The sequence below is a fragment of the Robbsia andropogonis genome (assembly GCF_000970345.1).
In the GTDB taxonomy this organism is placed as follows: Bacteria; Pseudomonadota; Gammaproteobacteria; order Burkholderiales; family Burkholderiaceae; genus Robbsia; species Robbsia andropogonis.
This window is the reverse complement of sequence record NZ_LAQU01000027.1, coordinates 1-22,117: the sequence shown is the minus strand read 5'-3', so window position 1 is coordinate 22,117 and position 22,117 is coordinate 1. Positions and strand designations below refer to the sequence as shown.

At 56.3% G+C, this 22,117-nt stretch carries 14 protein-coding genes and 3 pseudogenes; 7 read left to right on the top strand and 10 right to left on the bottom strand.

The features are described 5' to 3' along the window. Window positions 1-51 precede the first annotated feature (51 nt). The gene (locus WM40_RS19995) at window positions 52-1,191 is read left to right on the top strand and encodes a porin (RefSeq protein WP_024905782.1); all 1,140 of its coding nucleotides are present in this window, start codon (window positions 52-54) and stop codon (window positions 1,189-1,191) included. Window positions 1,192-1,201: 10 nt separating this feature from the next. Further along, window positions 1,202-2,914 carry a tannase/feruloyl esterase family alpha/beta hydrolase gene (locus WM40_RS19990; RefSeq protein ID WP_046153769.1) on the top strand — a complete coding sequence of 571 codons (1,713 nt, stop codon included), beginning with the start codon at window positions 1,202-1,204 and terminating at the stop codon, window positions 2,912-2,914. A 278-nt stretch (window positions 2,915-3,192) separates the two neighbouring features. Here the strand turns inward: WM40_RS19990 and WM40_RS32765 are convergent. Further along, window positions 3,193-3,321: pseudogene (locus WM40_RS32765) on the bottom strand (IS30 family transposase); the annotation flags it as partial. 263 nt (window positions 3,322-3,584) lie between these two features. Then, window positions 3,585-4,139, bottom strand: coding sequence for a YagU family protein (locus tag WM40_RS19985; RefSeq protein WP_046153768.1), 555 nt, complete (start codon window positions 4,137-4,139; stop codon window positions 3,585-3,587). Between the two features lie 771 nt (window positions 4,140-4,910). On the opposite strand from WM40_RS19985, the gene WM40_RS19975 reads away from it, so the two are divergent. Continuing rightward, entirely contained in the window at window positions 4,911-5,525 is a 615-nt protein-coding gene (locus WM40_RS19975; RefSeq protein WP_024905787.1) for a pyridoxamine 5'-phosphate oxidase family protein, read from the top strand. 314 nt (window positions 5,526-5,839) lie between these two features. Here the strand turns inward: WM40_RS19975 and WM40_RS19970 are convergent, their stop codons facing one another. From WM40_RS19970 to WM40_RS30275, 5 genes are all read right to left on the bottom strand, one after another. Beyond that, window positions 5,840-6,508 carry an O-methyltransferase gene (locus WM40_RS19970; protein ID WP_024905788.1) on the bottom strand — a complete coding sequence of 223 codons (669 nt, stop codon included), beginning with the start codon at window positions 6,506-6,508 and terminating at the stop codon, window positions 5,840-5,842. 99 nt (window positions 6,509-6,607) lie between these two features. Further along, a complete protein-coding gene (locus WM40_RS19965; protein ID WP_269083101.1) occupies window positions 6,608-8,047 on the bottom strand; it encodes an FAD/NAD(P)-binding protein in 1,440 nt (479 codons plus the stop codon). Between the two features lie 7 nt (window positions 8,048-8,054). Beyond that, window positions 8,055-11,462, bottom strand: a complete 3,408-nt coding sequence (locus WM40_RS19960) for a 3-keto-5-aminohexanoate cleavage protein (protein WP_046153766.1) — start codon at window positions 11,460-11,462, stop codon at window positions 8,055-8,057. Window positions 11,463-11,593: 131 nt separating this feature from the next. Beyond that, complete coding sequence (locus tag WM40_RS19955) at window positions 11,594-12,430, bottom strand: DMT family transporter (RefSeq protein ID WP_046153765.1); 837 nt, start codon at window positions 12,428-12,430, stop codon at window positions 11,594-11,596. A gap of 557 nt (window positions 12,431-12,987) precedes the next feature. After that, the gene (locus tag WM40_RS30275) at window positions 12,988-13,137 is read right to left on the bottom strand and encodes a hypothetical protein (RefSeq protein WP_157685224.1); all 150 of its coding nucleotides are present in this window, start codon (window positions 13,135-13,137) and stop codon (window positions 12,988-12,990) included. A 1,489-nt stretch (window positions 13,138-14,626) separates the two neighbouring features. Here WM40_RS30275 and WM40_RS19950 point away from each other — a divergent pair. Then, entirely contained in the window at window positions 14,627-17,209 is a 2,583-nt protein-coding gene (locus tag WM40_RS19950; protein ID WP_157685867.1) for a hypothetical protein, read from the top strand. Between the two features lie 69 nt (window positions 17,210-17,278). Here WM40_RS19950 and WM40_RS28925 read toward each other — a convergent pair. Together WM40_RS28925 and WM40_RS31630 are read right to left on the bottom strand one after the other, a co-directional pair. Then, window positions 17,279-17,695: pseudogene (locus WM40_RS28925) on the bottom strand (DDE-type integrase/transposase/recombinase); the annotation flags it as partial. Between the two features lie 155 nt (window positions 17,696-17,850). Beyond that, window positions 17,851-19,515: a PAS domain-containing protein gene (locus WM40_RS31630; protein WP_046153764.1), complete on the bottom strand. Its 1,665-nt coding sequence runs from the start codon at window positions 19,513-19,515 to the stop codon at window positions 17,851-17,853. Between the two features lie 307 nt (window positions 19,516-19,822). Here WM40_RS31630 and WM40_RS19935 point away from each other — a divergent pair. Next, a pseudogene (locus tag WM40_RS19935) lies at window positions 19,823-20,137 on the top strand (transposase); the annotation flags it as partial. A 99-nt stretch (window positions 20,138-20,236) separates the two neighbouring features. Here the strand turns inward: WM40_RS19935 and WM40_RS30270 are convergent. Next, window positions 20,237-20,512, bottom strand: coding sequence for a hypothetical protein (locus WM40_RS30270; RefSeq protein ID WP_157685866.1), 276 nt, complete (start codon window positions 20,510-20,512; stop codon window positions 20,237-20,239). Between the two features lie 340 nt (window positions 20,513-20,852). Between WM40_RS30270 and WM40_RS28105 the strand changes: the two genes are divergently transcribed. Then, window positions 20,853-21,248, top strand: a complete 396-nt coding sequence (locus WM40_RS28105; protein ID WP_157685227.1) for a LysR substrate-binding domain-containing protein — start codon at window positions 20,853-20,855, stop codon at window positions 21,246-21,248. Between the two features lie 156 nt (window positions 21,249-21,404). Then, on the top strand, window positions 21,405-22,117 hold a 713-nt coding region (locus WM40_RS19925), incomplete at its 3' end, for an MFS transporter (protein WP_046153783.1).

The following is a 22,117-nucleotide window of genomic DNA, read 5'->3' as shown; positions in this document are numbered from 1 at the left end:
CACACAACAACAATACGCCGCTATTCATTAAACGGTCCGGAGAAACCTTTCATGCAACCATCCGCACGTCTATTACTCTGTGCCGCACTGTGCACGATCAGCGGTGCCGTAGCGGCACAATCAAGCGTGACGCTCTACGGCATTATCGACACCGGGATCGAATACGTTTCGCACGCGAACGCAGCGGGAAAAAGCGTGTTCCGCATGCCGTCGGTCACGGGCGAAATGCCTTCACGCTGGGGTTTGCGTGGCGCGGAAGACTTGGGCGGCGGCTATAGCGCGATCTTCACGCTGGAAAGCGGCTTCAACGTGCGCGCAGGCGATCTTGGTCAAGGTGGCCGCTTGTTCGGACGTCAAGCATTCGTCGGCATTAAGAGCCCTTACGGCACGATCTCGTTCGGCCGCCAGTACACGATGACCTATCTCGCGCTGATGGGCGCGGACCTGATCGGCCCGGACATCTATGGTCTGGGCTCGCTCGACGCGTACGTACCAAATGGCCGCGCAGACAACTCGGTGGTCTACCTCGGCAGCTATGCGGGCGTCACTTTCGGCGCGAACTACTCGTTCGGACGCGACGCGGCTGGCACCGGCAACTCGCCGGGGCAGGGCACTTGTACCGGATCGGTCGCCGGGCAGACAACGCAATGCCGCGAATGGTCCGTGATGCTGAAGTACGACGCACCACTCTTCGGCGTCGCGGGGTCGTATGAAGAACAGCGTGGCGGCAGCACCGCGGCGGCGAACTTCTTCGACGGCATTACGCCGACGCCCCTCACCAGCGCGGCCGACAAGGACATCCGCACACAATTGAGCGCCTACGCCAAATTCGGCAAGACCAAGCTCGGCGTGGGATGGCTTAACCGCCGCGTCGAACCGGGCGCGGACACGGTTGCGAGCGTGCGCTCCAATCTGTTCTTCCTGGCCGCGGCGTATAACGTGACGCCCGCTTTCATCGTCGATGGCGAGGTTTATCACATCACGAATACCCAGCACGACACGCGCGCGACGATGGGCACGCTGCGCACCACCTATCTGCTATCGAAGCGCACCGCTGTCTACGCCCAAGCGTCGTACCTCGCCAACAGCGCGAAGGCGCAGTACTCGGTGAGCGGGGGTGGCGGGGGCACGACGCCCGCAGCGGGCACGGGCCAAACCGGCGTCATGGTTGGCATGCGTCATTCTTTCTAGGATACCAAGCATGAGGCGCACCTCTATCGCACTAGCGTCAGCCGCGGCGCTCACCCTCGCTGGGTGCAGCGGTAGCGTCGGCGACAATGCGTCCGCGTTGCCGCAATTGAGCGCGGCAACGCCGGCCACGCTGGTCGGCGATTGCGCTACACTCGCTGCAAAGCTCAGTTTCGCCAACACCATCTTCACCACGGTGACGGACGTCGCGGCGGGCACGCTCGAAGTGGTCGGTAGACCGATCGCCGAACATTGCCTGATTCAAGGCAGCATGAATCAGCGAGTCAGTAGCGTCGACGGCAACACCTATGCAATCGGCTTCGAAATGCGCCTGCCGATTGCATGGAATGGACGCTTCTTCTATCAAGCCAACGGCGGACTCGACGGCAATGTGGTCACGGCCACCGGCGAAATCGGCGGCGGCGGCCCCACTAGCGATGCGCTCAACATGGGCTTCGCCGTCATTAGTTCGGATGCAGGGCACAGCTCGGCGCAAAATCCCCTGTTCGGTCTCGATCCGCAGGCCCGAATCGACTACGGCTACAATGCTGTTGCGACGCTCACACCGATGGCTAAACAAGTCATCAAGTTGGCATACGGCAAAGCACCGGATAGGAGCTACTTCGATGGCTGCTCCAACGGCGGACGTCATGCGCTGGTCGCGGCGACACGCTTTTCGGCGGCTTATGACGGCATCATCGCGGGTGATCCGGGCGTTCACCTGCCAAAGGCGGCCATCGGTGAAATGTGGAGCGCACAGCAGTTTGCGAAAGTGGCGACAGCGACAACCTCGAATGGCCTGCCCGATATCACAACCGGTTTCACGGCGGCGGAACGTCAAATGGTAGCGTCTAAAATACTGTCGAAGTGCGATGCACTCGACGGTGTAACGGACGGCCTCATTCAGGATATCAAGGCATGCCAGGCCAACTTCAACCTTGCCAGCGACATCCCAACCTGCACAAACAACGTTCGTGACGGCACGTGTCTGACAAGCGCCCAGATGGACGCCATCGGCAATGTGTTCTCCGGGGCGCGCAATAGTGCAGGGACCGCGCTGTATGCAAGCTTCCCATACGATGCCGGACTCGGCGCTGGCTGGTCGGCCTGGAAGCAGGCCAACTCGATCACGCTCGACCCGGCCGCGGCCGCCTTCACGTTCACCACGCCGCCGCAAGCCGCTTCCGTGCTGAGCCAGTTGTCCGCGTATGCACTGAACTTCAACATGGACACCGATGCGCCGAAGATATTCGCCACCAGCGGCGTGTATGCCGAGTCTGCCTGGTCGTTCATGACGCCGCCCGATGAAACCAATCTCAGCGCGTTGAAGCAGCGCGGGGCAAAGCTGATGGTCTATCACGGCACGAGTGACCCGGTGTTTTCGTCGAACGACACGACTGACTGGTATCAGCGGCTCACCACAGCCAACGGCGGCGACGCGTCGAACTTCGCGCGTCTTTATACGATCGCGGGCATGAACCATTGCAGCGGCGGTCCGAGCACCGACCAGTTCGACCTGCTCACGCCGCTCGTTGCATGGGTCGAGCAAGGCACGGCGCCGGACAGCGTGGTCGCCACCGCGCGCGATGCGAGCAATGCCGCGCCGAACGCCGACGTGCCCACCGACTGGGGAGCAGGACGAACACGGCCGCTTTGCCCGTACCCGAAAGTGGCGCGTTATCAAGGCGGCGATGTGAACGCCGCGAGTAGTTTCGTTTGTAGTTGAGTTAAGAGGGAGTGTGCGCTTTCGGGAGTAAGGGCTCGCCGTCAGGCGATTTTAATCGGCATGCGCTGACGAAAATTTGGACAGTATGAAGGTCGCGGCAACAGCCCCACGTAGTTTATCGGCCGGGGACATGAAACCCAAGGTCTTTCTCAGCCGCGCATTGAGGCGGGCTGCGATTTTTTCAGTTGCGCCTGCGAGTATTGATCAAGTTGTGTACCGTGAAGCAAAGCTGGAGAGGCGCGAATGACGCATCTTGCGCTAGGTCCGCAATTATACTGCAACTCTTTCTTTAGAACGCCGCGCGCCTGCACAAACAGGCTACGACAAATCGTTTCGTGTGACACGCGCATCCACTCGTCATCGGTATATCGGCGCTTAAGCCAGCCGCTTACTTGTTCCGAAGACCATTCCCCGAGAGAGCTGTAACCTCCAAGTAGTTGGATTACGCCGTAGATTGATCCGGCTGGCTTGCCTAGCGCTTTGCCGACGCCAAGAAACAATTCACCTGCGCGCCACCGCCGCCAAACTTCTGCCTTGCCTTCTGGCGGCAGCCCAGGCTTTCCCCTCTGTGCCATTCGTCTACGCTCCCTCATTCGATATTAATAGAAAGGCGTTGCGATGACCTCTTGAACCCACCTTCGCCAAATAATTATTTGGGTTCTGGTGCAAATCAGTGAGTGCGTGTCCATTCGCCGCTGACCGGTTCTCCGAAAACCGCAAGCACGCAAATTAGGCAAACCTCGATAGATACCGACCAGCAAATATGACCGATAAGTTCGCTCGAAAACTCGTACCCATTGAGTTTCCACAGCCATCCTATGGCACCGTGATCATAAACAGGATGCCTGAATCCGAGCACGGGGATCAGAAAACCGTGCATCACCAAAGTGATGAGGATGCCGTACCCGGCCCCGAATCCCATTCGGATTTTAGGCCAGTACCGAGCCCCGGCAACGTAAATAAAGGCAAAGGCGAAACTGAACAGCCAGTGATAGAGCATCACCGCACCGGGAATCGTCACGCTCTGGTAAGCATAATCCAGAGAATGTGCGTTGATGCCGAGGCCACCTAACCACCCGTCTATATTCGCTGCGGGCGGCGACAATTCGCCCGGTACCCTGGGCGGCATATTCGCTTCCGTACCCGATTTCACTAGAGAACTGATAAAGCCCCCCAGCAACGTGCCCCATACGATGACTTTGCGATTGGCCAGATTGTTCACCATGCTGAATTGCTCTCCATAAAAGGCCACAGGGCTAGAAAAGAGCCTTAATCTTAAGAGGCCAGTTCAGAAACCCCCGAGGGGTATGTTTACTTTCTCGAAAACTGGTCAGCCTTGGATGCCTGATTAAGGGAAGCCAAGGGATGAAAGCGCCGATTATAGACATTCTTTCGCCACACAATTCTTATTGCGACAGAAACATTTTGCCGACAGCCCGGTAGAGATATCGCCACTCTCCCCGATTCAAACGTAGGCCCCGTCCGTTCTCCAGATTCCGCCCACCGTCCGTTTGCCCGGTTCCCGTGCAAATAAGCAAGCGTGTTGATCATGTTCCTACATGTAGGACATCTTATCAAGTAAACCGAACTGCGCCGCTTGTTGTTGACGCTGCTCAAAACGAGGACGTATTTTGTCCGTCGCGCGTAAACTACCGCCACGATTCCAAGCGAACCGTAAGCTTACAGCGATGCCGCGCTCAAACAATAATTCTTCGACGTCGCAAAAGCGCAGGGAAAGCGAAAGTGCTAACGCACCGCTAAGCTTATGACCGCAGGCGCGAAGCGATAGCAGTAGTAAATAGACGAGGTTTTCATGCGTCAACCTTACCCTACCGCTTCGGCCACGTCACAATGCTCAGGCGCCAGCTGACTCGGTCAGCACTTTCCTTGCGCTAGAAAATGCAATGTGAGAAAGCTTCGTTTGCGGATTCCGATACGTCAATTATACTCACCTGGCGCAGGTATCTTTATCGATAGAAACAGAACGGTGGACGCAATGGAACATGTAATTTCCGATGTGCAGCAACTTGAGGCGATATACGGCCGCCCACATGAACGGGCGCTGTGGAAGGAGATCGATCATCTTAACGACGACTATTGTGCATTTGTGAGGGCGTCGCCGTTCGTAATCCTTGCGTCAGCCGGGACAGATGGAACCGATTGCTCACCCAGAGGGGATCCTGCCGGATTTGTGTCAATCGTCAACTGTCGAACCCTCGTGATTCCGGATCGGCCGGGAAACAATCGAATCGACAACTTGCGCAACATTATGATCAACCCGCGGGTGTCTCTATTATTTCTCGTGCCGGGAGTTGGTGAAACGTTGCGCGTGAACGGCACAGCGCAAATCTCCGTCGATCCTCAGCTACTTGCGGCTTTCGAGATTAATGGGAAACTGCCGCGTACTGCGATAGTCATCACCGTCTGCGCAGCGTACTTTCACTGCTCGAAAGCGCTAGTGCGGTCCGACTTGTGGAATACGACGAGGCAAGTAAATCGCGACAGCCTTCCGAGCGCTGGACAGATGCATCAGCGGCTGAGCGGTGGCGTTTTCGATGGACAGACCTACGACCGGGAGCTTCCTCAACGCACCCTCGCGGGATTGTATTGACGCACGCGCAAATGTTGGTTCATGAGCCAGTTGGTTAATCCATGGTTGAAATCGGTCATCCCAATACCATTGCGGGACCGACTCGAACAGTTAGTACGAGCCCGATCGCGCTAGACAGGGGTCTGGCAAACTTGTGCCGGTCGTGCACAAGTTTCCTGGCACAATCAGACGTTTCTGTTCACTAAAGACCGGACCGCTGGCCGTCAAAGGCAATCCGCCAACGTATTGACCAGCCGATAGCTCGCCGCGCTGAAGCAAAAGCCTCGGCGCATATTCGCGCAATCGCACGACAGATCCCCTCACGTCATCCGTTGCTATGCCGACACAAGAGTAATCGAAAACCCGTCCCAGCCTTTCGAGCCAACCGTCTGCACTGCTGTCGTATCCAGACGCCTATCCGAGGCGGCCAGTTCAAAGAACTTCCTTACGCCGATCACATCGGGATCCTGATTGTTCACGTCGCTGATGCGCCCGTTGCGCACCACATTGTCGCCGATTACGACCGTGCCTGGGCGGGACAGCGCAAGCGATAGGCGCAGGTAGTCCGGATTGCTTCCCTTGTCCGCATCGATAAATACCAGATCGAACGGTTCGGCCTTCTCTTCTATGAGCTGTTCGAGGCTTCGGACCGCAGTGCCAACAATAACCGAAACAACATCGGATAACCCTGCAGCGGCGATGTTTCGTCGCGCGAGATCGGCATATTCGACGTTCGACTCAAGCGAGATCAGCCGACCATTGGAGGGGAGCGCCCTCGCAAGCCAAATCGTGCTGTAACCGCCGAGTGTACCGATCTCCAGAATCCGCTTCGCATTCCTGATTTTAGCGAGTAGGTAGAGAAGCTTGCCTTGGTTCGGCGCGACGTTGATCGACGGCAGCCCTGCAACCGCGCTGGATTTCAGCGTTGTTTCGAGCGCGGAATCGGAAGGAATGAGTGCCTGGGAGAAATAGTTGTCGACTACGGTCCAGTTTTCTTGGCTCATGAACAATCTCCTTTAGGTTTGTCGGATTGCTTCGACTCGAATGGCAGATCGCGCGTGTCCTGATCTGGCACAACGCCATCGTGCGGCGCGCTGTCCGCGTCAGTCGGCCACCTCTTCGAGCCGAGTTCCGGTTCTTTCCGTTACGGCGCGCATCAGGTCGGCCGCAATGACCAACGCGTGAATGGCAATACGTTCTATGGCCGACACGTAGAAAATGCGACCACGGGTCAGTTGCCCGATCACATACACGTTCGAGAGCGGTCTAACGCGGTGCGTTGCGGGCTCGCATTCAATGCCGCCAAACTCGCAGCGAGCAACGATCCCATTACGCAGCAGATTCGCGACGAGCGGCGAATCGATCTCGCGCACATCCGCCGGTGTGCCGCTCGCGTCGATCAGGTAGTCGACGATAACCTCTTGGTCGCCTGCCCTGACGGTTAATTGTCCGTCAGGGCAGGCCGATGCGCCCCGATAGCCACTGTGGACCGTCAGCGAGCCATCGGCGAGCATGCCGGCGATCTTTCGGGCATTCGACGGCGGCATCGGATGCCGGTAGCTCATCCACAATCCTTGATACTTGCGCAGGAAGAGGCGCTTGTGAAACGGACTGAGCTCCTGCCAAAAGTCGTCAATGAAGTGCTTCGTCTCATCGAGCAACGCGTGCCAGAGGCGCGGCGCCGAAGCCTGTTCCAGTTCGTGAGCGAGCCGGACAGCTTCATCCCTGCCGGACAGAAAGGCCTCATATTCGGCAGGCGCCTGCATAGTGCGAACCTGGTCGCGTATCGCTTTAAGGAAGGAACGAAGCGACGCGCCCTTTGGGCGTCGCACGACGGGCAACCGGTCTTCAGGAGGCCTGACGCCACGCACCAGCGGCAAACGGCCGGAACCCGAGAACATCGAAATCCGGCGGACCCCCTGCTCGCGCAGCAAAATAGCCATATCGACCGCCGTCAGTTTGCTGCCGACGATGCCGACCTTAGCGTTCGGCGGAATCGCGCGAACGAGGTGAAGCGCATGATATGGGTTCGCGATGTAACGCTTCCCGCTGCCCTCGGGCTTCCGCTTCTTCAAGTGCCCGGGTGCAAGCACCACGCGGTCTGCGGTATAGGTCTGGGTCGTGCCAAACAGCAGGTATTCGTTTCCCCTAACCTGCATGTCGCAGACCTCGTCACGGACGATTTCGCAGGCGATGCCCAGTTGCCGCAACCGTGCCATCGACGCCTGAAGAACGCTTGCGAGATATCCGCCCATGCGCGTACGCGCGATGTAATCCGTCCCGTCAACAACGCTTGGCGACTGCCCGGCCAGCCAGTCCATGAACTCCTCAGGACGCTGGGGATGTGCACCGAGCAGCGACGTCTGCATGTTCAGCACAAAGCAGTCATCGTTGAATGCGGCACCATAGGGAATGCCCGCCGCCACCTCCTTCTGGCTTTCGAACAGCCTAATTTCGATCGGATCCCCTTCACGAAGTCGATCGGCAATGGCGCGCAACACCATTGTCCCGCTGCATCCTAAACCTATGATCGCTATACGCATGGCTACCTCACACGACAAATGACGGTGCGACTGACTCCCGCTTTCCATTCGCTAGGCGCTCGCCTGCTGCGGCGTCCAGCTCGCCCAGCACATCAAGCGCACCTCTTGAGGCGGGAGCATGAAACACGCCGGAGAGCCACTGCCGTAGCCAGCGCGGCGTCCCTTCCAGATACCGGCGGATCGAGTGGCCATCGTGCTGACGCGCCACATCATCCATCAGGAAAACGCCTGTCAACCGCGCAACGGTCTTACCTTGCGCGCCCGTATGACGAAGCAACTTCGCTTCCTCGTATCGATAGCCACCAACCGGCGCGTCACCCGCCCGCGAGGCCAGCAACGCGCGACGCAGCGTGTCGAGCGGTGCTCCCTCGCTGAAAAGATAGTCGTCCGTGGTGGTGCCCGCCAGACTGCGCACGTCGTTAAAGGCAGTCACATCGACCACCGACGTACCGGCCCAGTCGACCAGCACGTTGGACGCAGACGCAAAGGAGATTACGAGAGCGCGGTCGAAGATCGCCCGCAATTCGTCCGGGGCGTAGCCCAGTCGCTCTGAGTCCAAACGAGTGAGCACGTCGAGCTGCTGTGCGGTGGAAATGCCCGAACTATGCGCTAGTAGCTTCAAGAAAGTCAGGCGGCCGATGGCCTCTCGTGCGATTCTTCGGGCGCGTGTCCCGTCACTGTAGAGCGGCACGCCATCTTCATCACGCACCGCAAGTTGCGATTCCGTATAGAGGAGTTCACGTGGCCTGTCTACGAGTCGCGGCAGCAACAATCGTTCATAGATCAGTCGTGCCGGATGACCATGGAACGTGCTGGTCCGGTCGGCGTTAAGCGCGAAGCGGTTGTAGAGCATGCTGGCCTCGACGATCGTCTCGCCATCGGGCTGTCGCCCCGTATGCGCGATGCCAATGACGCGAAGCGGTGTATCCCGCGTCGGCCGCCCAGCTTTCAGCAGTGAAACGTCTCGCACCACCCGGTCGAGGAAGTGATGAAACGTATCCGTCAATCCATGCGACAGCTTGAGACCGAGCGGGTAGTGCGTGGTCGGCGTGCTGGGCAGCACCACCCACTCGACGCCGGCGGATAGCACTGGCAGTTTGCGCGACGAAGCAAGTTCGCGCAGGGGGCCACCACCCTGCGGTTGCGCGGCATCCACGGATACGATCGACCACACCGGACCGGACGCTTTCTGATGAGCGTTAGAACGCGCGCGCAGTTCCAGCGTCAGTTCACGAATCGCATGAAAAAGCAGCGCCATCGTCGCGCTGTAGTGAGGATCGCGACGCAGTTGCGTATTAAAAACGTTGGTGCGGTCCACGTTGTATCGGCATGGAATAGACACCAGATATTCGAGCGCCCGCAACGCCGACGACTTGAACTGATCCTCGCGAATCCGGTAACTGGCCTCTTCGCGCAGCACGGTTTCTCCTGGGCGTCCGTAATGGGCGAGCGCCTCGTCATATGCGTCTGTCGACTGACCCCGCTGCGCCAGGACTTCGCGCGCAAAATTTAACGCTTGCGGGACGTAGATGTCGTTGAAGACAAGGTATTCGTGATCGAGATAGCGGTCGCGCTCTTCAACGAAAAAGCGTATGTTCGCACCTGTCGCGTTCGCCGTCGCCCGTACGCGAGCGGCAAGAGCGGCTGGGTCCGTCCGCAGGTCGTCGGGGACATTGCGGAGCTCGGCAGCAAACCTGTCCTCGATCTTCCCGTAAGCGTCTAATACAGGCGACAGCGCTTGCGCGAGCGTCGCCGCCCCGGGAAGCGACCGCGGGCTGGACGCGAACGGCAGATAGGCTGACAACGCGCTCGTTGCCTCGCGAAACAGCCTGACCTCGCAGCGGGTCATGTCGATCTGGTCACGCAATGCTTCTGCGCTGAGCGTTGAGATGCCGCGTTTTTCCAAATCGCGCTTCAATGCACGTACCTGATCGCTCGTGCCCTGCGCCCGCCTGACACCACCCGGTACGCGGGAGTCGAACACATTCAGCGCGTCTTCGAGTCCCACGCGAATGCCATCCAGCGACAGCGCCAGCGCGACCTCGACGAGAATGGCGTGAAACGCACCCGGCAGCAGAATCGAAATCTTCGACGCAGGGAAATGCTCACGCAGTTGTACGACTGTCGGCCGGAGCGCGTCGGCCGCGATCCGCGCCCCCGCCAGCGTGGACTCCACGTCGTCGCGCTGCAACAGCGCAGCGATGTCCTTTCTAGTGCCCACCGGGATCAGCGAATCATCGTTGAGCTCGCCGCTGACCGCGTCGCGTCGATGCTGATCCACCCCAGCCACTAGCATGAACAGCACCGGCTCGCCATGCGCGATCAGTACGTCGCGATAGATGCTCGTCGCGTTTTCGACAATGGTGTGATTAAATACCTCGATTTCCGGTCGTATACCTGTCCGAGCAAACTGGTCGAGTTGCTGGACGAGGAAGCCGGGCGGGTTGTCGTAGCCGCCGCCGCTCTGAAACACCACGGGGCCCGGGCTGAACGATGCTATGTCGGCATGCACCTGCGCGGGTCCGTAGCGTTTCAGATGTGCGCGGCGCAACAGGCTTTCAGACGCGCTCCGGTCGCCGCGCGCACTGGTCGACACGTTGAGTATCGCAGCGGGCTCCATCGCTCGCAGCGTCGTGACAATCTGCTCGAAATCCTCCACTACGATCTGGTTGCGTTGCGCCCCCGTCGTGATGGTTGTGCCAAGTCCTGGAATTTGCAGTTCGCCGCGATCAGCCCTCGAACGCGTATGGAGGTGTACGATGGCTGCCCCTTCGATCAGTGATTGATGCGCGTCCGCCACAATCGCTTCAGGCGTCAACGGAAGGTCCACGCTACGGCCCTTGCCGGGCTGCCAGTACCCGGCACGGCAGTGCGTCCACCCTTCGCTCATGAGCACGTCCAGGACGGTCTGGTCTGCCGCCCGGATCTGTTGCACGAGGCTTGGCGGGAGATAACTGCGAATACTTCCGTGGGGCCATGACAGATCGCCTTGGGCGGTGACGGTCCAGCCGAACGTCGTTAGTTGCAGGACGGTCTGCCGGATGAGGCCAATGGACCCGATGCGTTGCAGCAGACTCCGCGCAATCATAGGTTTCACGTCGTGCGGTTCGCTCGGCCACGGCGAATTCCACTGTCCCGACACCCGGCTCCACCCGTCACGCTCCAGTTCGCCGGCATTTCCCGCCGAGCGGACCGCTGCGTCGTCGATAGTGCTGGCATAGCCGCTTTGAAGCGCGATACCGCCTTCGTCGACAGGCTCCCAGCCTTCATTCTCGAGCGCCTTCACGATTAGCACCCGCTCTTTCGCATCGATCAGATCGAGAAGATAGCCATGAACAAAAACCGGGTCGCCCAGATTGAGCGATTTCGGCACTGCTCCGACGGGAGCCGCGGTAATGTATAGCGCTTTGGGCATGTCGTTCCTCATGTTTAGACAACGTGGACAGTCCAGCGGGACGAGCGCCCGCCAGCAAACCGTTGGCTTTGTGGCAAATCGGGGGGCGTGTTTTCTCCGCGAAGACGATGTCTCGCCACGCGGTGCTCGCGTCATTCGGGCATCGAGCCCCGCCGCCATGTGCTGGCGGCTTCCCACAGGACTGCAGTAAAGATAAATGCAGCGCCCAGTATCACGTTGATGGTGGGCGCCTCATGCACCAGTATCCAGGCCAGCAGCACCCCCCCCACCACCTGAAGCGCAGCGAGAATATCAACGGTTGCCGTGGTGAGATGACGCTTCACGAGAATGCGTAGCGTATGAGGAATGGCGGTAAAGAAAATACCCAGCGCCAGCATGCCGAGCCATACCGACGATGTCATGTCGCTCACTTTGAGTCCAACGCAGCTTGGCGCGAACGCGATGGCCGCGATGGTGGTTTGCCATCCCATGATCGCAAGTCCGTCGCTTTTAGCAACGAGCTTGCGACTCAGAATGTTGCGAAGGCTGAACAGAACCGCAGACGCCAGAGCGAGACCGATCCCGGCAATCATGTCGCCACTGCCGCCCGGCGCCGGGCGCAGGCATGCGATACCGGCGGTCACGACGAATGCAGAAATCACCTGTCGGCGCTGCGGACGTCCGCCGAAAAACACGGGCTCGAGCAGGCTGGTGATCATCGGATAGGTGAACAGCGCAATCAGAACGAGATTAACGTCAGTCTTCTTGTATGCCATGAACAGGGTGGCAAAATGTCCGGCAAGAAGAAATCCGCAAATAATCGTGTTGATGCGATCCGTTTTTTGTACTCGGCGTCCTGTCAGAATACAGATGGCGTGCAGTAGAACCGCCGCCACGATGCAACGCCCGACCACCAAGGGTAATGGTGCAAAATCGACCAGCTTGACGATTGGCCCGATAAAACCTTGGGAAAGACCGGCCAGACTCATCAATATCAAGCTGATTCGTCTTGCAGAATCCGTGCTAATCGATATTTCCGCGTCACCCCGCCCTGCAACCGTCGGTGTCGAGGATGCGGCGAGACTTGGATCTGGACTGCCTGTCATGATTTTTACGAAAGTAGTCTGTTGATCGTTACAAACGCGTTACGCGTTCGCGCCCAATTAATTAATATATTTTTCTTTAAAACTTAAAATGTCCTAATTAAGCACAAACATAACATCAAATGATCTTTGTGCAAATAGGTATATCGAATTTTCTACATTATTTTTCTAAAAAATATAGATAATAGATTTAAATAAACGATTAATAATTGTTATTTCTGCTTTGTATCAAAATCCGTTTGCGACAATAATGCGCGTGTTTTTGTCGTTATAATCTGTTAGGATCTGGCGCAAATAGGTCGTCTTCGGGAGATATTTGGTATTTATGGATACGTCATAGTTCAAACAGGACGGTATCCCAGTACGCGTTACTTTCCCCCCACCTGAGTGGGCGTGGAAGACGCCAACTCAGGAGAGCGGGTATTAGACAGTCTCGAGATGAATTACGACGCTACCGCGCGGTGCTGTTTGGCGTAATTGAACGGACGCAAGCCACTAATGCCTTCTTCCCGCGACACGTCAACAACGCTACGAATATGTGGGGCCAATAGCTTCTTCAGAATCGCTTCCTTGCGCTCTTCAGCGTACTTCATTGGATTCTTCCTCTGCCGCTTGTCGGCGGTTCAAACTCTAACAGCGATTCATGGTCCAACTAGTCTGACAGAGGGGTATTACCGTCCCGAGTTCCTTATTTCATCAAATCACAAAGATCCGTCTTACCATAATTTACACGTTTATATTAGCGATTCGACTGGATCTTGGTCAGATCCCCACAGAACCAGTATTTTCAACAGAACCATTCGCATCTGGCTATATCTTTTCGCTGATGCGAATATTATTCAATTTGCTCTCGCTTATCGTGGCGGAGCTTAATTAACCGTACTACTCCCGTATGGTGCTTTGATACAGTAAAAGACAAACTCAAGTATCTTGCACGCAATATTACATAGGAGAAAATGATGAGAAAGAACGTTTTCTGCTGCTTGCTGATCTGGTTGACTGGCGCCATCTTTACTCAATCGTCATATGCTGGTGCCAGTGCCAATATAGGCGACTCCTCTTCAGGTGGCGACGCAGGCTACGCTGGATCAGCTTCGCGTAGTGGCGGAGGGGGCGCAGCGCCGTGTATCGACTGCAACTGAGGAAGTCGAGGGGTTGTGTCGCGTTGGCGAAGGTCCTTTCGCAATAGGAATTTGGACGGGTACGATTCTCTATATTTATAGGATACCTATTAAAATAACGAGTTGAATAGTTACGTTTCCGAGAGTGCCTTAGCGCAGCCACTCACATGAGCATTGCAAATCATGCACATGATTTGTAAAGATCCGATGAACGGCTGCGCTAAAGCACTCTCGCCCGCTCAGAAATTCAACTCCTTATTTACATCAGTATTACTATGAATATAAACATTCTTCCCTTACCCAATTCTTATTGGGACAGAACCATTAATACTTTAGACCACCGATGCTTATCAGCGCGATGAAATTTTTCAACTTGACCGGCCACTGCACGAGGGCACCAACTTCCTCGGATTTAACAGAAAGGGAATGTGATCCGTCCGAGCAGGAAACGTTGGGCACGCACGAACCGAGGTGTTCAGGTATATTGCGCCGCCTGCCTTATCGGCTACGAACGGGCGCGCGAAGCACCCTGTCTCTCCCCGGCTACACCAGCACGAAAATAGACCCGGCCCCAATACCCTCACGTCCGCGACGCGCGGCGGCGCCTAGTGCGATAAAGCCACCGTCGGTGTCTGAGGTCCGAAAAATTGAAGGACGTGCGTGTGGTCTCACCCATAAATTGCATAAGCCGCCCCCCGCAATGCTTGAGTCGCAGCAAGCTGACGCGGTGCAGGCGATATGCAGCGAACGCGCGTTCGCGAGAACGATAGCGTCTCTATTCGCGTTCGAGAACGCACAAGCTACAACAGACCCTCATATTGAGGACATCATTCGCACATTGGCCGCGCTAGCGCACGCGCAGTCAGCGGAGGATAGTCCGGTGCGATATGCAGGCGCCCTTCAATGCGCTCGGGCGCTTGCGGCCGCAACGGGCGGCGACGCGGCGAGGGCGGCCGAGGCATTGGCGCATCTGCAAGGCAATTTTTCAATTGATGTGCGTAATGCAAACTACGAGATGACGCTACCGCCTACAGCAGCTCAGCGTCACGCATGGCATGTTGCACGTATGCTCGCACATACGGCCAATGGATTCGACGCTCTGGTCACATTGCAGTGCGACCCGACCTTTGACGAAGCGACCGCTGACGGCGCTATGAAACGCGAAAGCTTTCGTACGTTTTTGCAGGCTGCAGATTACCTTGCCAACCACGTTGCCGGAAATGACACGATAGCCGATACCCCGAGTCAGCAATTCCATCAGGCAATCCAACAGATGGCGGTTATGGGAAACCGTGACGAGCCGTGCTCGCTTGCATTAAACGCATTACTTTGTGCAGCGAAGCTGTACGCTACCCCTCATGCTTCGGCACAAATGATCGGAGATAGCACACAGGTAGCTGCTTACGTCGCATGGCGCAGCGGATACCGCGAGAGTGGAAAGCACTCGTTTCTAGCACGATCAAAAGGTCGCCTTGCAAAGTTCCTGACGTGGATCGGTCGCTCTCAGCGTCGGGCAAGGCATCGCTGGATGGCGTTCGATCCTCGTCGGACTGTCGGCATGCGTAAATCGCCACTCACCGCAACGACCTTTGACGCCGGAGGCGTCGATCTACGGTTGCAAAGCGAAGAGACGCGTGCGCTTCGGGAGGCGGTCCATGCCGCGATTGACGCCAGTTTGGCATGCCACCGCATGGTCACACAGCATACATCTGAAAACGCACTTAGCCCCCCAATCTCACCTGAAGTGCGTGGAGTCTTGCTGTTGCGAGAACTCTATCTGGACTACTGGAAGCGCAGCGCATCGCCGGATCAGCGGGCTAGCGAATTGACGCTAACATCCGATGATCGACGTGCGATTGCTTCAGCCTTGATCGAGTCGGCGCCCAGAGTTCATGTTAATGCACATGTAATATTGGCGAATGCGGAGTTTCAGCGCGTAAAGACGCTAGATCTTTCAACGCTCGAACGCTGGTCCGACGAAGTTGCGCAACACCTGCGGCATCTCCATCACACCCAAGGAAACACTTCAGAGGTTAAGGAGCGCGTAGCAACCGCGCGCTATATAGAGCAAGGCAAGCCAATCCGCCCCACAAGTACGACGACCGCGGCCCTCCGCGAAGCATTATCACAAGTGATCAGTGCGGCCCCGCTTGGCAACAACGTCCGTTACTTCGATGGCGGCATGTATGGTATCAACGTCAATTCGTCGCTCAACTTGCACGAGTTTCATCCGCATTCATTGGCCCCATGGCTTTCCCCGACTCCAGGTGTCAAAGCACTTCACGGACGGCACGCGTTTGTCGAGATTGGCTCCTCGTCATACGGCGGTGAAGTGTTCATGGGAACAGATACCCGTTACTCGAGCGGCGTCGGTCTCAGTGTCTTTGCCGGCGTGACATTAGGAACCAAAAGTGTCCATGCTGTAATAGGCGGCGGCGCGGGGGTGTCCTATTCTAACGATCGCAGCGCACCGACGGGTGTAATAATCCGCACGCGACTTCGGCGCGATGCAAATGGCCGTCCGACGAACTCCTGGCGTGAACTTGCAAACAATGTCGTCGACTTTCTATTTGAACAACAGGCGCTTTCTGAGGCGACGCAGTCCATGTCAGCAGAACGGCTGTGGCAAAATTTCAGCACTCGTTTCTTCCGTACACCAGATATCTCGGTTAACTGGCGAGACCAGCGGCGCAGCAGTCATACTGTATCGGGCAATGCAACCTTGATGGCACGCGCCGCGGCATTCGGCGTGCATGTGGGGCCAGTCGCGAGTATAAGCTACGACCAATTGCTGGCTGGAAAGAACGAACGCGTAGACGCGAACGGATGGCTGCGCGGTACTGAGCGGTCGCGCGGACGCTCATCCGTGCTAACAGCAAGTGTGTCGATTCTGGGTAGCGTTTCCAGCGCTGGTCATTTTTCAACACACGCCGCACATCCTGAGTCAATTAGCGTGCCATCAATGCCAATTGTAGGCCTCACCGTTCCGATCGCGCCGCGAGGGGCGAGCGTGACCTTGCGCATGGTGGAAGAACACGGCCGTTTCAATCAGAAATACGTCCGGCGGCTTGTAGAATTTGTCGATCCTACCTCGTTCCTTTCCTATATTGAAATGCGCCGTCCTGAAATCGCACGTACTAGTCGTAGCGCTGCAAGACTGGACGCGTTCATAAGCGAAGTGCGTTCGAATGCCACTCGTGGCAATCAAGCATTTGGCGAAAGTAACAAAATCACCGTTGCAGTCGCGGAAATGCTCAGCGCATATCAAGATGAAATCACCATTATTCGTATGTGTTCACGTGGTAGTTTGAGCGCAAGGGATACCGCCCAGATGGCGTTGCTGGAGGGCGAAATGGCGCGACTTCTTAACGAACCTAGCAGCTGGACGGTGTCTGGATACTACAGTTATGAAATCAATTCCCGTGGATACGCGGCCGGTCCAGCGTTTGGACTGCAAGCATCCGCAATGACCTCAACTGCCGGTGAACGCGTGCTCGCCGAGTTGGCTATCAGCGAACTGATAGATTTAGATAGTGCAGGATGACCCCGCATCAGGCGGTTCCGTCGCAAAAGAATTGAGTGATTTAAGAATTTTAAAAATGTACAGGATTGCTTATGCAATTATGGAGTTGAATTGGTGAGCGAGTGAAAGTGCCTTAGCCCAGCCGCGCATCTGACCTTTGCGAATCATGCGCATGATCTCGATTCCACCAAAGATAATGCGTGCGCAGCGAAAATTCTTAAAGCCAATCATTGGTCGCGTTCGACGTTTGATTACGCGGTGATCCTGTTCGACAAGGTTGTTTAGATACTTTTGCTGGAGAATCTTGATCGGTGTTTCCTGCGCGGCATTGATCGCTTTCAAACGGGCGAGGTTCGATGCGCTCTTATCGATCGTCACGGACTCTGGGTCGCCGTTTAGCACGATTGCCCTTTAGGAATATGCCTGCGCGGCAGCCTTGTTTAGGCGGGCTCGTAGCAGGAAATCAACCATGTTACCGGCTTTGTCGATAGCGCGGTAGAGATAACGCACGCATAGGAGCATCACGTCCAGTAGATAGTGGAGCCGCTTAAACACTTTCGGCATCGCGGTAGTCAGGTTTTGCTTCGTGGATCGGATCGTTCGATCGGGGTCTTCAGAATACCAGACCCACTTATTGCGACAGAACCGTGCCAGATATCGCATTAGCTTTGCAGCATCGTTGCTATTTCATTAGCGGAATCGGCCGAGCGCTTTGCAAGCTTCCTGACCTCGTCAGCGACGACAGCAAACCCTCTACCGCCTTCTGCTGCCCTTGCAGCTTCGATGGCAGCGTTCAGCGAGAGCAAGTTCGTTTGAGATGCAAGGTCGTCGATCGTTTTCACTACGCCTCGGATGCGTTCCATCGTTTGGTGCTGAGCCGTAATATCGCTCGAATACATCGATAGCTTCAACATGGTTCCATCCATGCCTACTATAGGATTGAAGGTGCTTTGCAACCAGACGGTCTTGCCGTCCACGTCGGTAGCTTTAATTTCGAGTTCCACGCTTTCGCGCCGTTTTAGCTTTGCAGCATTGTCGCCGGCAGTTGCGTCGCGATAAATATCGGAGAGCGTCGCAAGCGCTGAATTCAAGTCTTTGAAGCCCAAAATGCCGAGGAGGACATTACTTGCGTCGACAGGGACGCCCCGCGGAGACCAGTCAGCAGTGGCCGTCGACGATCGTATCGCTGTCAGTCGCGTTGCATCCTCTTGCGCCTTGAGTTTTGTCTCGGTGATGTTGGCTTGAACTGACACAAATTTCTTAAGGTTTCCGTGCTTATCAAAAATTGGATTGATTGACAGCGAAATCCAATACGGCTCCCCGTGCAAGTTATAGTTTAAGATCTCTTCGTAAAAGGGCTCGCAGGCAGCCAGTTTCACCCGAATGCGGGCGACCGTCGTTGGGTCGGTGTGCGCTCCTTGTAGCAAGTGACCTGGCTTCTTGCCTGTGGCATCTTCAGAGGTAATGTGAGTCAATTTCGTAAAGCCTGCATTTACGTATTCGATTCGGCCGTCGGCGTCGGTTATGACAACAGAATTGTCGGTGCAATCTGCAACCATTGACAAAAGCTCGAAGCCTTTACGCCGCTTGACCTCTTCGGTAATGTCAGTCGCTATCTTAACAATTTTAAATGGTTTTCCAGCTAAATCGAAAATGGGGTTGTAACTCGCTTGAATCCAAACGTTTCTACCTGTTTTATGAACTCGCCTGAATTCGGCAGATTGAAATTGCCCTTTCCGCAAATTTTCCCAAAATCGCTTGTAATCGGGTCCCCGGTGCTCAGCATCGTCGACGAACATCTTGTGGTGCTTTCCGCGTACTTCTTCGAGCGTATAACCCAATGCGGATAAGAAATTGTCGTTTGCGTATAGAATATGCCCGACCATGTCGAATTCAATGACCGCTTGAGATCTGCTGATCGCGGTGATTTGGCTCTCGTAATTGATGTCCCGGACCTTTCGCTCTGTCGTGTCCTGGGCAATCTTGAGTACGCGAAACGGTCGACCGAGTCGATCCAGCACGGGATTGTAGCTCGCTTGAAGCCAAACAGCGGAACCGTCCTTCGCTCGCCTCATAAACTCGGCGCTATGAGTAGCTCCATTTCGAAGTTTCTGCCAAAACTCTTGGTACTCACGGCTGGCGCCGTATTCTTCATCGACAAAGATTCGGTGGTGTCTACCCTTTATATCTGCGAGCGAATAACCCATCAGATCAAGAAAGCGTGCGTTGGCAAATACAATGTTTCCCTCCATATCGAATTCAATAGAGGCTTGTGATTGCAATAACGCGTCTAGACGACGTCTTCGAATCGAGGAAAAGAAGTTCATGATATTTAAGTGGCGTCAAGTCATGGCGCACTCACGCCAAAAGTAAGTAGCCTTTCATAATGTCGTCACTAGCCGTGTTAACTGCTCTGACTGACCTTTTACCTACAGGCGGGTTAACGGCAGCGAATTTGTCAACTTGAGCGAAGTCCAAGAATCCTGGGAGCTAAGCGCGAATCTGTGTACGGGGGATTGGAGGCGTGAGGATGAAGGCGGTGGAGGTTGCAGGCGTGAGGATGAAGGCGGTGGAGGTTGCAGCTAAGAATCTGATTGTCGAAGTCGGAAACCAGCAAACAACAAACCACCTACCATGAGCAAGTTTACGGAAAAGGAAGTCGTCGGTCTATCGCAAGGCGGTCTGGGTCTGGACGATCTGGTGCGCCAGGGCGCGCGGGAGGTGATCCAGCAGGCGATTGAAGCCGAGCTGTCGGTGCTGCTGGAGCGGCTCGCGAATGTCAAGACGCTGCACGGGCAACGCGCCGTAGTACGCAATGGCTACCTGCCGCAGCGCGAAGTGTTGACGGGGGCCGGCCCGATTCCGGTGAAGGTGCCGAAGGTTCGTGATCGATCAGGATCGGGTGTGAAGTTCAATTCATCGATTGTGCCGCCGTATGTGAGGAAGTCGCCGGGTAATCCCCCCATATTTAAAGCGGGCGGATTCAACCGGTCACTGGGTGGGGGGATTACCTACTGAACAGGTTTAATTCACGGAGTGAATTACAGGTTAATGCTGGCCAACTTTTTCCAGAAGCTTTTCTTTGAAAGCATTCAATCGCTTTGTCGCAGCTTCTTGTCCACCTTGATCAAAATTCCCATACACCGAAACCGTAAGATCTAATTTACGCCCGCCATTTAACGAACGCACCATGATCGTTGCCCTCTGAATTTTTCCGATCATTGCGCCAACGAAAAGACCTGCATTTGAAGAAAGAGTGATGCTCCCAGCGTCTTTATCAAAACCAGAAACATCGTACCCAAGCTCCTTACCAACTGCCGACACCGTATCTAAGATATCCGGCCTTGCGCTTTGTAATGCAATCGAATCGTGACGGCGGATTCAACCGGTCACTGCAACACCCTGATATTGATTGTTATAAAATCTGAGGTGTTGTCATGGCGAGCATATTTGGCCCGATGACGGATGCACGTAAGACCCGTATCTGGACTTTATGGCGAGGCGGCATCCCGACATCGCGATGTGCATCGAGCCTATGTTATCAGGCCGACAAGTGGAGGCGATGGCCGACGGCATGCTAGCCGGCGGCTTTATGGGATGACGCGATCCCGGCGATACGCGCTTCGACGCCACGACGATCTGTCACTGCGGCTTGCGCATCGCCGTGCCCTCGCATTCCTCGCCCGCGTTTTACGACTTCCTGATCCGGCAGAGTCAGGTGGCAGGCTTCTCGCCGAATATCGTGCAGATCGGCGGCGATGTCGTGACTATTTTGGGATTAGTCGCGGCCGGCATTGGCTATTCGATCGTGCCCGACACGGCATTGCACAGTCATCCAGCCGGCACCCGCCTGGTCGAACATCCCGAGTTGACGATGTCCTATCCCGTCGAGATCGTCTGGCGCCGCGATCAGGATAACGTCATCGAGAATGACGCGTTGACGCACACTCGTACGGCAGATGCAACGCGACGGCGTGGTGTCGATCAACGCGAATGCGCAGCCATCGGTTACGATTTGAATCGCCGAAAAGGTCTCGCCACGCGCCGCTTTTCCAGATAGCGTCGCGCGCCTTTGCTCCCGCCACCTGGGATTACCCGCACTCGCGAAATTGCGATACGTCCTATCGCGAAATGCGCGGACGCGTGCGTTCCTATCTCTCTACACTCTGGACACGCGCCTCGATGCGCGAAAAAAAAATAAAATCCGGAGACAGACATGCTTGCACGACGAGGCTCGAATCTAGCGCTGGTGGTCGCCCATGTAGCAGGGATGATCGACCTGGTAGCCCTCCCCGTCTGGATCGAAACATTGATCCGACACTTTCATTACGATGCGCAACGTGCTGGCGGCTTGGCAACCACCTACCTTGCCTGTGCGGTCCTGTCCTGTGTCTTCCTCACTCCCACATTGACGCGACTTCCCGGACGTTTCAGCGCGGCCGGTGGCTTCGCATTGGCCGCTTCGGGCTTCTACCTGGGCGCGCATGCTGACAGCTTTGCCCTCATGGTGATAGCGCACGCAATTGCAGGCATCGGCGTCGGCTGCGGCCTCTCCGTCACGCACGGCGCGATCGGCAGAACCTCGAATCCGCATCGTCTCTTTGCAATGAGCCATTTGGCGCTGGCCGTCTTCGGCGTTCTGTATTTTGCGACGCTTCCGCCATTGATCGGCGCGCACGGCGGCACGGTGCTTTTCGCGGTCTTTACGGGGCTGACGCTCGCCGCCGCTTTAGCACTCGCCGTCGCCTTCCCCACGGTGCAGGCTGTCGACGGCCGTGGCACGCCCCGTCCGCTCGGCACGCCGCGCCCGCAGCGTCTGGCCCGCGGCTGTCGGAGCGCTATCGCCGGCATCGTGTGCATGGCGATCAACCAGGCCATGCTGTTCAGCTTCGTGCAATACATCGGCATGGTGCGCGGCTTTGGCGCTTC